At 61.8% G+C, this 12,120-nt stretch carries 12 protein-coding genes; all 12 read left to right on the forward strand.

The genetic code is table 11. The annotated features are described in order from the left end of the window. Positions 1 to 167 precede the first annotated feature (167 nt). The 12 genes from pyrH to lpxB all read left to right on the forward strand — a co-directional run bounded on the left by pyrH (position 168) and on the right by lpxB (position 12,120). Positions 168 to 911 carry a UMP kinase gene (gene pyrH / locus QQL85_RS02710; RefSeq protein ID WP_012270836.1) on the forward strand — a complete coding sequence of 248 codons (744 nt, stop codon included), beginning with the start codon at positions 168 to 170 and terminating at the stop codon, positions 909 to 911. After that, positions 908 to 1,465 carry a ribosome recycling factor gene (gene frr, locus QQL85_RS02715; RefSeq protein ID WP_060512640.1) on the forward strand — a complete coding sequence of 186 codons (558 nt, stop codon included), beginning with the start codon at positions 908 to 910 and terminating at the stop codon, positions 1,463 to 1,465. Before pyrH ends, frr begins: the two co-directional genes overlap by 4 nt. 15 nt (positions 1,466 to 1,480) lie before the next feature. After that, positions 1,481 to 2,236, forward strand: coding sequence for a polyprenyl diphosphate synthase (gene uppS / locus QQL85_RS02720; protein ID WP_284355078.1), 756 nt, complete (start codon positions 1,481 to 1,483; stop codon positions 2,234 to 2,236). Next, positions 2,236 to 3,051 (forward strand): phosphatidate cytidylyltransferase, encoded by an 816-nt coding sequence (locus tag QQL85_RS02725; RefSeq protein WP_284355079.1) that lies wholly within the window; start codon positions 2,236 to 2,238, stop codon positions 3,049 to 3,051. Before uppS ends, QQL85_RS02725 begins: the two co-directional genes overlap by 1 nt. After that, a complete protein-coding gene (gene ispC / locus QQL85_RS02730; RefSeq protein WP_284355080.1) occupies positions 3,048 to 4,238 on the forward strand; it encodes a 1-deoxy-D-xylulose-5-phosphate reductoisomerase in 1,191 nt (396 codons plus the stop codon). Before QQL85_RS02725 ends, ispC begins: the two co-directional genes overlap by 4 nt. 33 nt (positions 4,239 to 4,271) lie before the next feature. Further along, a complete protein-coding gene (rseP, locus tag QQL85_RS02735; protein ID WP_284355081.1) occupies positions 4,272 to 5,624 on the forward strand; it encodes an RIP metalloprotease RseP in 1,353 nt (450 codons plus the stop codon). A 73-nt stretch (positions 5,625 to 5,697) separates the two neighbouring features. After that, positions 5,698 to 8,058 carry an outer membrane protein assembly factor BamA gene (gene bamA / locus QQL85_RS02740; protein ID WP_284368761.1) on the forward strand — a complete coding sequence of 787 codons (2,361 nt, stop codon included), beginning with the start codon at positions 5,698 to 5,700 and terminating at the stop codon, positions 8,056 to 8,058. 44 nt (positions 8,059 to 8,102) lie between these two features. Next, positions 8,103 to 8,606, forward strand: a complete 504-nt coding sequence (locus QQL85_RS02745; RefSeq protein WP_012270843.1) for an OmpH family outer membrane protein — start codon at positions 8,103 to 8,105, stop codon at positions 8,604 to 8,606. A 1-nt stretch (position 8,607) separates the two neighbouring features. After that, positions 8,608 to 9,663 carry a UDP-3-O-(3-hydroxymyristoyl)glucosamine N-acyltransferase gene (gene lpxD / locus QQL85_RS02750; RefSeq protein ID WP_284355088.1) on the forward strand — a complete coding sequence of 352 codons (1,056 nt, stop codon included), beginning with the start codon at positions 8,608 to 8,610 and terminating at the stop codon, positions 9,661 to 9,663. 114 nt (positions 9,664 to 9,777) lie between these two features. Then, positions 9,778 to 10,218 (forward strand): 3-hydroxyacyl-ACP dehydratase FabZ, encoded by a 441-nt coding sequence (fabZ, locus tag QQL85_RS02755; RefSeq protein ID WP_284355089.1) that lies wholly within the window; start codon positions 9,778 to 9,780, stop codon positions 10,216 to 10,218. Continuing rightward, a complete protein-coding gene (gene lpxA / locus QQL85_RS02760) occupies positions 10,215 to 10,991 on the forward strand; it encodes an acyl-ACP--UDP-N-acetylglucosamine O-acyltransferase (protein WP_284355090.1) in 777 nt (258 codons plus the stop codon). The genes fabZ and lpxA overlap by 4 nt, the downstream gene beginning before the upstream one ends. Before the next feature lies 1 nt (position 10,992). Continuing rightward, positions 10,993 to 12,120 (forward strand): lipid-A-disaccharide synthase, encoded by a 1,128-nt coding sequence (lpxB, locus tag QQL85_RS02765; protein WP_284355091.1) that lies wholly within the window; start codon positions 10,993 to 10,995, stop codon positions 12,118 to 12,120.

Below are 12,120 nucleotides of genomic sequence, written 5' to 3' on the forward strand. Positions count from 1 at the left end.
GTCGCCCCAAAGAGGCTGCCCGCTCACGCGCGCAGCCTCTTTGTCAAAACGGCGAAGGGTTTATAAAACTCGCCGCCGCTGGCACCAAAACGGTGCCACGCTACAGTTAGCAGGCTGCAAACAGCCCGCACGAATTTTCTAAAAGTACGCCGCAGGAGAGACTCGCAATGGCTCAGCAGGTGAGTGGTCGCCAACCTCGCTATAAACGCATTTTGCTCAAACTTAGCGGCGAGGCCCTGATGGGCTCGGAAGACTTCGGGATCGACCCGAAAGTGCTGGATCGCATGGCCCTTGAAGTTGGCCAGCTGGTAGGGATCGGTGTCCAGGTCGGCCTGGTGATCGGTGGTGGCAACCTGTTCCGCGGCGCCGCGCTCAGCGCAGCCGGCATGGACCGCGTCACCGGTGACCATATGGGCATGCTGGCCACCGTGATGAACGGCCTGGCCATGCGCGATGCGCTGGAGCGCTCGAACATCCCGGCCCTGGTCATGTCGGCCATTTCCATGGTCGGTGTCACCGATCATTACGATCGTCGCAAAGCTATTCGCCACCTCAACTCCGGCGATGTGGTAATTTTCTCCGCCGGTACCGGCAACCCGTTCTTCACCACCGACTCCGCGGCCTGCCTGCGCGCCATCGAAATCGATGCCGACGTGGTACTGAAGGCGACCAAGGTCGATGGTGTGTACACTGCCGATCCATTCAAGGATCCGCACGCCGAGAAATTCGATCACCTGACCTACGATGAGGTCCTGGATCGCAAGCTGGGTGTGATGGACCTGACCGCAATCGTCCTGTGCCGCGACCACGGAATGCCACTGCGGGTATTCAACATGAACAAGCCTGGCGCCCTGCTGAACATCGTGGTGGGTGGCGCTGAAGGCACTCTGATCGAGGAAGGCCAAGCATGATCAACGACATCAAGAAAGACGCGCAGGAGCGCATGACCAAGTCCCTCGAGGCCCTTGGCCGCAACTTGGCGGCAATCCGCACTGGTCGCGCTCACCCAAGCATCCTGGATACCGTCAAGGTCACTGCCTGGGGCAGCGAAATGCCGCTGAACCAGGTCGCTGCGATCACCGTCGAAGATGCCCGCACCCTGAAGATCGTCGCTCACGACAAGAACCTCAGCGCTGCCATCGAGAAGGCTATCCTCACCTCCGACCTGGGCCTGAACCCGTCCAGCGCCGGTACCACCATCCGTGTGCCGATGCCGGCCCTGACCGAGGAAACCCGCAAGGGCTACACCAAGCAGGCCAGCGGCGTGGCCGAGGACGCCAAGGTGGCCGTGCGCAACGTGCGCCGCGATGCCTTGGGCGACCTGAAGAAGCTGACCAAGGACAAGGAAATCAGCGAAGACGAAGAGCGTCGTGCGGCGGACGAGATCCAGAAGCTGACCGACAAGTTCATTGCCGAAGTCGATGCTGCATACAAAGCCAAGGAAAAGGACCTGATGGCCGTCTAAGGCCGGGGTTTTTTAATGGAAAAGTCCAAGTTGGCGGCACCGTCTTCGGTGCCGCGTCATGTCGCGATCATCATGGATGGCAACAACCGCTGGGCGAAAAAGCGCCTGCTGCCCGGCGTTGCCGGGCACAAGGCCGGCGTCGATGCGGTGCGTGCCGTCATCGAGGTGTGCGCGCAGTCCGGGGTCGAAGTATTGACCCTGTTCGCCTTCTCCAGCGAGAACTGGCAGCGTCCGGCCGAAGAGGTCGGTGCGTTGATGGAGCTGTTCTTCTCGGCACTGCGTCGCGAAGCCAAGCGCCTCAATGAGAACAACATCAGCCTGCGCATCATCGGTGACCGTTCGCGTTTCCACCCTGAGCTGCAGGCCGCCATGCGCGAGGCCGAGGCGCTGACCGCCGGCAACAATCGCTTCATCCTGCAGATTGCAGCCAATTACGGTGGCCAGTGGGATATCGCCCAAGCCGCACAGCGGCTGGCGCGGGAAGTGCAAGCCGGGCACCTGCGTCCGGAAGATATTACCCCGGGCCTGCTGCAAACCTGCCTGGCAACCGGCGAGCTACCGCTTCCGGACCTGTGCATCCGCACGGGTGGCGAGCGCCGCATCAGCAATTTCCTGTTGTGGCAGTTGGCCTATGCCGAGTTGTACTTCTCCGACCTGTACTGGCCGGACTTCAAACACGAGGCCATGCGCAATGCCCTGGCCGATTTCGCTTCGCGCCAGCGCCGCTTCGGTAAGACCAGCGAGCAGGTCGAGGCTGGAGCTCGTGCTTAATGCTTAAACAACGCATCATTACTGCGCTGATCCTGCTGCCGGTCGCGCTGGGCGGATTCTTCCTGCTCAACGGTGGGGATTTCGCCCTGTTCATCGGCTTCGTGGTGACCCTTGGCGCCTGGGAGTGGGCGCGCCTGGCGGGGCTCATGGCCCAGCCGCTGCGCATTGCCTATGCCTTGGTGGTCGCCGGGGCGCTAATGCTGCTGTATATCCTCCCGGAGCTGGCGCCTTGGGTGCTGGGCGCTGCGGTGATCTGGTGGGGGCTGGCTACCTGGCTGGTGCTCACCTATCCGCGCAGCAGCGAGCTGTGGGCGAGTGCCGCCTGTCGGTTGCTGATTGGCCTGCTGGTGTTGCTGCCAGCCTGGCAAGGGTTGGTGCTGCTCAAGCACTGGCCGTTGGGCAACTGGCTGATTCTGTCGGTCATGGTGCTGGTATGGGCCGCCGACATCGGCGCTTACTTTTCTGGCAGGGCTTTCGGCAAACGCAAGCTGGCCCCGCAGGTCAGCCCTGGCAAGAGCTGGGAAGGCGTGTATGGCGGTCTGGCCGTCAGCCTGTTGATTACTTTGGGCGTCGGCATCAGCCGCGACTGGGGTGTTGGTCAGATCCTGCTGGGCCTGCTGGGCGCTGCGTTGCTGGTGATGTCCTCGGTGGTCGGTGACCTGACCGAGAGCATGTTCAAGCGTCGCTCCGGTATCAAGGACAGCAGCAACCTGCTGCCCGGCCATGGTGGCGTGCTGGATCGCATTGACAGCCTGACCGCAGCGATCCCGATCTTCGCCGTGCTGTTGTGGGCTGCCGAGTGGGGTGTGATGTGAGTCGCCCGCAGCGTATTACCGTGCTCGGGGCTACTGGCTCCATCGGCTTGAGCACGCTGGATGTGATTGCGCGGCATCCTGACCGCTATCAGGTATTTGCCCTCAGTGGCTACTCGCGCATCGACGAGCTGTTGGCGCTGTGCGTGCGCCACCGCCCGGCGTTCGCAGTGGTCCCGAGCAGTGAGGCGGCGGTACGGTTGCGCGAAGGCCTGGCCGGGGCCGGTTGTGCCACTGATGTGCTGGAGGGGGAGGCCGGGCTTTGCCAAGTGGCTTCGGCGGCGGAGGTGGACGCCGTGATGGCCGCCATTGTCGGCGCCGCCGGCTTGCGCCCCACGCTGGCCGCTGTCGAGGCGGGCAAGAAGGTGTTGCTGGCCAACAAGGAGGCGCTGGTGATGTCGGGCGCGCTGTTCATGGACGCGGTACGGCGCAATGGCGCCGTGCTGCTGCCTATCGACAGCGAGCATAACGCGATCTTCCAGTGCATGCCGGGTGACTATGCGCGTGGCTTGAGTGCCGTCGGTGTGCGTCGAATCCTGCTGACTGCCTCCGGTGGTCCGTTCCGCGAAACGCCGGTCGAGGCGTTGCTGGACGTGACCCCGGAGCAAGCCTGCGCGCACCCCAACTGGTCCATGGGGCGCAAGATTTCCGTGGATTCGGCCAGCATGATGAACAAGGGACTCGAGCTTATCGAGGCCTGCTGGTTGTTCGATGCCGCGCCGGCCAAGGTCGAGGTGGTGGTGCACCCGCAGAGCGTGATCCACTCCTTGGTCGACTACATAGATGGGTCGGTGCTCGCGCAGCTGGGCAACCCGGATATGCGCACGCCTATCGCCAACGCGTTGGCCTGGCCTGAGCGGATCGACTCCGGGGTCGCGCCGCTGGACCTGTTCGCCATCGCCCGTCTGGATTTTCAGGCGCCCGACGAACAACGCTTCCCTTGCCTGCGTCTGGCGCGGCAGGCTGCCGAGGCCGGCAACAGCGCACCCACTGTGCTCAATGCCGCCAACGAAGTGGCGGTGGAGGCATTTCTTGAGCGGCGTATCCGCTTCCCGGAGATCGCGGGTATGATCGAACAAGTGCTCGATCAGGAGCCCGTCGTGCCGCTGCCGTCGCTGGATTCGGTGTTTGCCGCCGACCAGCGTGCCCGGGAGCTTTCGCGTGAGTGGCTGAGGCGTCACGGTCGCTGATACAGGCCCGCTGAACATCATTCGGAGATGGACATGACAGCGCTCTACATGATTATTGGCACCCTCGTGGCCCTGGGGGTGCTGGTCACCTTCCACGAATTTGGTCACTTCTGGGTGGCGCGACGCTGTGGTGTCAAAGTGCTGCGCTTCTCGGTGGGCTTCGGCATGCCGTTGCTGCGCTGGCATGATCGCCACGGCACCGAATTCGTTGTTGCGGCGATTCCGCTGGGCGGCTACGTCAAGATGCTTGATGAGCGCGAAGGCGATGTGCCGCCCGCACTGGCCGGGCAGTCGTTCAACCGCAAGTCGGTACGCCAGCGTATCGCGATTGTCGCGGCGGGCCCGATCGCCAACTTCCTGCTGGCCATCCTGTTCTTCTGGGTGCTGGCAATGCTGGGCACCCAGCAGGTCCGCCCGGTGATCGGTGCAGTCGATACAGGCAGCCTGGCGGCAACGGCCGGGCTGACAGCCGGCCAGGAAATTGTCTCTATCGACGGCAAGCCGACCAACGGTTGGTCGGCGGTCAACCTGCAGCTGGTTCGCCGCCTGGGCGAGAGCGGTACTTTGCAGGTAGGTGTGCGCGACGAAGGTGCCAGCGCCGAGCGCCAACTGCAGGTCAAGCTGGACAGCTGGTTGAAGGGCGCTGACGAGCCAGACCCGATCCAGTCCCTGGGGCTGCACCCTTGGCGCCCGGCGATCGTGCCAGTGCTTGCCGAGATCGATCCGAAAGGACCCGCTGCCGCTGCGGGCCTGAAAACCGGTGACAAGCTGCTGGCCGTCGATGGCATGGCTGTGACGGAATGGCAGCAGGTTGTCGACAGTGTGCGCGCACGTCCGGATGCCAAGGTCGCCTTGCGTGTGGAACGCGATGGTGCTGTCCTGGATCTGCCGGTGACCCTGGCTCACAAGGGCGAGGGCAAGGCAGTCGGTGGCTATCTGGGTGCCGGGGTAAAAGGTGGCGAATGGCCTGCCAGCATGCTCCGCGAAGTCAGCTACGGCCCGCTGGAAGCGGTGGGTGAGGGCTTGTCACGCACCTGGAACATGAGCGTCCTGACCCTTGAGTCGCTGAAGAAAATGCTGTTCGGGGAGCTCTCGGTAAAAAACTTGAGTGGACCGATAACCATTGCTAAAGTGGCGGGCGCTTCAGCCCAGTCCGGTGTGGGGGATTTCCTGAATTTCCTGGCCTACCTGAGCATAAGCCTGGGGGTTCTTAACCTGCTGCCCATCCCGGTACTGGATGGGGGGCATTTGCTGTTTTACCTGGTCGAGTGGGCGCGCGGTCGTCCGCTGTCTGATCGGGTGCAAGGTTGGGGGGTCCAGATCGGTATCAGTTTGGTCATAGGGGTGATGTTGCTCGCCCTGATCAACGATCTGGGTCGACTATAAAGCTTCGCTCAATTGCGAACCTGCCGTGTTGTCGCGGCGGGTTGTTTATTGCCAGTTGGAATTAAAGGACTTCATGAAACGTCTGCTGCTAACTGCGGTCATGTCCGCACTGATGATCGCTGAAGTTCACGCCGAGTCCTTCACCATCTCCGATATCCGCGTCAACGGCCTGCAGCGGGTTTCCGCCGGCAGTGTGTTCGGTGCCCTGCCGCTGAACGTCGGTGACCAGGCTGATGACCGCCGCCTGGTGGACTCGACCCGTTCCCTGTTCAAGACCGGGTTCTTCCAGGACATCCAGCTGAACCGCGATGGTAATGTGCTGATCATCAACGTGGTCGAGCGCCCGTCGGTGTCGAGCATCGAGATCGAAGGCAACAAGGCAATCAGCACCGAAGACCTGATGAAGGGCCTGAAGCAATCGGGCCTGGCCGAAGGCGAGATCTTCCAGCGTGCCACCCTCGAAGGCGTGCGTAACGAACTGCAGCGCCAGTATGTGGCCCAGGGCCGCTACTCGGCCGAGGTCGACGCCGAAGTGGTGCCGCAACCGCGCAACCGCGTAGCGCTGAAGATCAAGATCAACGAAGGCACCGTCGCTGCCATCCAGCACATCAACATCGTTGGCAACAACGTGTTCGACGATGAAACCCTGGGGCAGCTGTTCGAGCTGAAGACCACCAACTGGCTGTCGTTCTTCAAGAACGACGACAAGTACGCCCGCGAAAAACTCTCCGGCGACCTGGAGCGCCTGCGCTCCTACTACCTGGACCGCGGCTACATCAACATGGACATCGCCTCCACCCAGGTGTCCATCACGCCAGACAAGAAACACGTCTACATCACCGTCAACATCAACGAAGGCGAGAAGTACACCGTTCGCGACGTGAAGCTGTCCGGTGACCTGAAAGTGCCGGAAGACCAGGTCAAGTCGCTGCTGCTGGTGCAGCCGGGCCAGGTGTTCTCGCGCAAGGTGATGACCACCACGTCCGAGCTGATCACCCGCCGCCTGGGTAACGAAGGCTATACCTTCGCCAACGTCAACGGCGTGCCACAGCCGAACGACCAGGACCACACGGTCGACATCATGTTCGTGGTCGACCCGGGCAAGCGTGCCTACGTCAACCGCATCAACTACCGCGGCAACACCAAGACCGAAGACGAAGTGCTGCGTCGCGAAATGCGCCAGATGGAAGGTGGCTGGGCGTCGACCTACCTGATCGACCAGTCCAAGACCCGTCTGGAGCGCCTGGGCTTCTTCAAGGAAGTCAACGTCGAGACCCCGCCGGTGCCAGGCACTGACGACCAGGTCGACGTCAACTACAGCGTCGAAGAGCAGGCTTCCGGCTCGATCACCGCCAGCGTCGGTTTCGCCCAGAGCGCCGGCCTGATCCTCGGTGGTTCGATCAGCCAGAGCAACTTCCTCGGTACTGGTAACAAGGTATCCGTCGGCCTGACCCGTTCGGAATACCAGACCCGCTACAACTTCGGCTTCGTGGACCCCTACTTCACTGCCGATGGCGTCAGCCTGGGCTACAACGCCTTCTACCGCAGCACCGACTACGACGACCTCGATGTCGACGTGGCCAGCTATGCGGTGGACAGCTACGGTGCCGGCGTCAGCCTGGGCTACCCGATCAGCGAAACCTCGCGCCTGACCTACGGCCTGAGCGTGCAGCAGGACAAGATCAAGACCGGCAAGTACACCGTTGACGAGATCTTCGACTTCCTCGAACAGGAAGGCGACAACTTCCTGAACTTCAAGGCCTCGATCGGCTGGTCCGAGTCGACCTTGAACAAAGGTGTGCTGGCTACCCGTGGTCACTCGCAAAGCCTGACTCTGGAATCCACCATTCCGGGTAGCGACCTGTCGTTCTTCAAGCTCGACTACCGTGGTCAGCTGTTCAAGCCGATCACCAACGACTACACCCTGCGCCTGCACACTGAGCTGGGCTATGGTGACGGTTACGGCAGCACCTCCGGCCTGCCGTTCTACGAGAACTACTTCGCGGGTGGCTTCAACTCCGTCCGTGGCTTCAAGGACAGCAGCCTGGGCCCACGCAGTACGCCTAGCCGCGGCGAGGCCGAGGGTGGCAAGCCGGGTACCATCCGCGACCCGGACCAGGATCCGTTGCCGTTCGGTGGTAACGTGCTGGTGCAAGGTGGTGTCGAGTTGCTGTTCCCGCTGCCGTTCGTCAAGGACCAGCGCTCGCTGCGCACCTCCGTGTTCTGGGACGTCGGTAACGTGTTCGACACCAATTGCGGCAACAAGCCTGATTGCGAGAAAGTCGGTTTCTCGGGCATGGCCAGCTCGGTTGGTCTTGGTGTGACCTGGATTACCGCACTGGGCCCGCTGAGCTTCAGCTTGGCAATGCCGGTGAAGAAGCCGGACGATGCCGATACCCAGGTGTTCCAATTCTCTCTGGGCCAGACCTTCTAAGGTCGGCCCCTGCTTAATGACAACGGTTTATCCAGGAGTGCATCGTGCGTAAATTGGCTCAACTGGCCGTAGTGGCCGCGGCGCTGGTCGCCACCCCGGCATTCGCCGAAATGAAGGTAGCCGTGCTGAACTATCAGATGGCCCTGCTCGAATCGGATGCCGCCAAGAAGTACGCAGTTGATGCCGAGAAGAAGTTCGGCCCGCAACTGACCAAGCTGAAAAGCCTGGAAAGCAGCGCCAAGGGCATTCAGGACCGCCTGATCAAGGGCGGCGACAAGATGCAGCAGCAGGAGCGTGAGCGCCTGGAGCTCGAGTTCAAGCAAAAGGCCCGTGACTTCCAGTTCCAGTCCAAGGAACTGAACGAAGCCAAAGCCGTTGCCGATCGCGACATGCTCAAGCAGCTGAAGCCGAAGCTGGATGGCGCCGTCGAGGAAGTGATCAAGAAGGGCGGCTTCGACCTGGTCCTCGAGCGTGGCGCGGTCATCGATGTCAAACCTCAGTACGACATCACCCGCCAGGTCATCGAGCGCATGAACCAAGCCCGTTGATATGAGTGTGACCATGACGCTAGGCCAGCTGGCCGAGGCCCTCGGTGCCACCCTCAAGGGGCCCGAGGCGCTGCAGATTACCGGGCTGGCCACCTTGCAGGAGGCAGGCCCCGGTCAATTGAGCTTCCTCGCCAACCCGCAGTACCGCAAGTACCTGGATAACTGCCAGGCGGGTGCGGTATTGCTCAAGGCTGCGGATGCCGAAAGCTTCGCTGGCAATGCCCTGATCGTGGCCGACCCGTACCAGGCGTATGCGCGTATTTCCCACCTGTTCGACCCCAAACCCAAGGCTGTGGCGGGAATCCATCCCAGCGCCGTGGTGGCTGAGGGCGCGCAGGTGCACGCCAGCGCCAGCATCGGGCCGTTCGCGGTTATCGAAAGCGGTGCGTGCATCGAGGCTGATGTCAGCATCGGCGCACATTGCTTTATCGGTGCGCGTTGCGTTGTAGGTGAAGGCGGCTGGCTGGCGCCGCGGGTGACGTTGTATCACGACGTCACCATCGGCAAGCGAGTGGTCATCCAGTCGGGTGCTGTGATCGGCGGCGAAGGCTTCGGCTTTGCCAATGAGAAGGGCATCTGGCGCAAGATCGCCCAGATTGGCGGCGTCACCATTGGTGATGACGTGGAAATCGGCGTCAATACTGCCGTCGACCGTGGTGCGCTGTCCGACACGCGGATCGGTGACGGGGTCAAGCTCGACAACCAGATCCAGATCGCTCACAACGTGCAGATCGGTGACCACACGGCCATGGCCGCTTGCGTGGGCATTTCCGGCAGTACGCGCATCGGCAAGCATTGCATGCTGGCCGGCGGCGTAGGCCTGGTTGGGCACATTGATATTTGCGATAACGTATTTGTTTCCGGGATGACAATGGTAACCCGTTCGATCACTGAACCCGGTTCCTATTCTTCCGGCACAGCCATGCAGCCTTTGGCTGACTGGCGCAAGAGCGCTGCGCGTATCCGTCAGCTCGATGACATGGCCAAGCGTCTTCAGCAGCTGGAAAAACGCGTCGATACCGTGACCTCAGGTGGCCTGCCGACATCAGAAGGCTGATACCATTCCCTGAGCAAGAGTGAACAGTCGCTAGCTGGCTCCTCTTTGGATTGCAAAAGGAGCGTGTGGTCAGCACCTGCGCTCCCTATTCTTATTACAGGCTTCCCCCCCGAAATGATGGACATCAACGAGATTCGCGAATACCTGCCTCACCGTTACCCGTTCCTGCTGGTGGACCGTGTGACGGATCTGGACTTCGAGGCCAAGAGCATTCGTGCCTACAAGAATGTCAGCATCAACGAGCCGTTTTTCAATGGCCATTTCCCGGCGCACCCGATCATGCCGGGCGTTCTGATCATCGAAGCCATGGCCCAGGCGGCCGGCATCCTCGGTTTCAAGATGCTTGACGCCAAGCCGGCCGATGGCACCCTGTACTACTTCGTCGGTTCCGACAAGCTGCGTTTCCGTCAGCCGGTACTGCCGGGTGACCAGTTGGTGTTGGAAGCCAAGTTCCTGAGCCGCAAGAGCATGATCTGGAAGTTCGAGTGCCGTGCCCTGGTCGACGGCAAGCCGGTTTGCTCGGCGCAGATCACCTGTGCGGAACAGTCCCTATGAATTCGATTGATCCTCGGGCCATTATCGATCCGTCGGCCAAACTGGCTGATGGCGTCGAGGTCGGCCCTTGGTCGATCGTTGGCCCCGATGTGGAAATCGGGGAGGGCACCGTTATCGGCCCGCATGTTGTGCTCAAAGGCCCGACCCGCATCGGTAGGCACAACCGTATCTTTCAGTTTTCTTCGATCGGTGAAGATACCCCGGACCTCAAGTACAAAGGTGAGCCGACGCGCCTGGTGATCGGCGATCACAATGTGATCCGCGAAGGGGTGACCATTCACCGAGGTACCGTTCAGGACCGCGCGGAAACCACCGTGGGTGACCACAATCTGATCATGGCCTATGCCCACATCGGCCACGACAGCGTCATTGGCAACCACTGTATCCTGGTCAACAACACGGCGCTGGCCGGCCATGTGCATGTGGGTGACTGGGCGATCCTGTCCGGCTACACCCTGGTGCATCAGTACTGCCATATCGGTGCCCACGCGTTTTCGGGCATGGGTACGGCGATTGGCAAGGATGTTCCGGCCTTTGTTACCGTGTTCGGCAGCCCGGCCGAAGCCCGCAGCATGAACTTCGAGGGCATGCGCCGCCGGGGTTTCAGTGATGATGTCATCCATGTACTGCGCCGTTGCTACAAAATTGTCTACCGCCAGGGCCTGACCGTCGAAGACGCGCTCAAGGAGCTGGCCGAGCCGGCCGCGCAACACCCAGAGGTCGAGCTGTTCCGTCAGTCGATCGTGAATTCTGCCCGCGGCATCACCCGCTGATATGGCCCAGCTTTGCGTAGCGCTGGTCGCAGGTGAGGCCAGCGGCGATATTCTTGGTTCAGGCTTGATGCGTGCCCTGAAAGCACGCCACCCCGACGTACGGTTCATCGGCGTTGGCGGCCCCTTGATGGAAGCCGAAGGCCTGCAATCCTATTTCCCCATGGAACGCTTGGCCGTCATGGGGCTGGTTGAGGTTCTGGGGCGCCTGCGTGAGTTGCTCAAGCGCCGCAAGCTGTTGATCCAGACCCTTATCGACGAAAAACCCGATGTATTCATCGGTATCGATGCCCCTGATTTCACCCTCAACATCGAACTGAAACTGCGCCAGGTCGGAATCAAGACCGTGCACTATGTCAGCCCGTCAGTGTGGGCTTGGCGGCAGAAGCGTGTGCTGAAGATTCGTGAAGGCTGCGACCTGATGCTGACGTTGCTGCCGTTCGAGGCGCGGTTCTACGAAGAACAAGGCGTGCCGGTGCGCTTTGTCGGCCATCCGTTGGCCGACACAATCCCGCTTGAAGCCGATCGCCCGGCTGCGCGCGCTGCGCTGGGCCTGGGCGAGGGGCCGGTGGTGGCGTTGATGCCGGGCAGCCGCGGGGGCGAAGTAGGGCGCCTGGGGGCCTTGTTCCTTGATGCCGCCGAGCGCCTGTGCCAGCAGGTGCCTGGCGTGCGCTTCGTGCTGCCTTGCGCCAACGCCTCGCGACGGGCCCAGGTCGAGCAGATGCTCGAAGGGCGGCAACTGCCACTGACCCTGCTCGACGGCCAGTCGCATCAGGCCTTGGCGGCCTGTGATGCAGTGCTGATCGCATCGGGCACCGCCACCCTTGAAGCGCTGTTGTACAAGCGGCCAATGGTGGTGGCCTACCGCCTTGCGCCGTTGACCTACTGGATCCTCAAGCGCCTGGTGAAGAGCCCTTACGTGTCATTGCCCAACCTGCTGGCCCAGCGCGAGCTGGTGCCCGAACTGTTGCAGGATGCCGCCACCAGCGAAGCCTTGGCCAGCACCCTTGCGCCGCTTGTACGCGATGGCAGCCAGCAGACCGAACGTTTCGACGAAATTCACCGCACCCTGCGCCGTGACGCCTCCAACCAGGCGGCTGAGGCGGTACTGGCCTTGCTCAAGGACCGCTGA

Origin of the sequence: Pseudomonas putida (genome assembly GCF_030159595.1) — a bacterium.
Taxonomy (GTDB): Bacteria; Pseudomonadota; Gammaproteobacteria; order Pseudomonadales; family Pseudomonadaceae; genus Aquipseudomonas; species Aquipseudomonas putida_AC.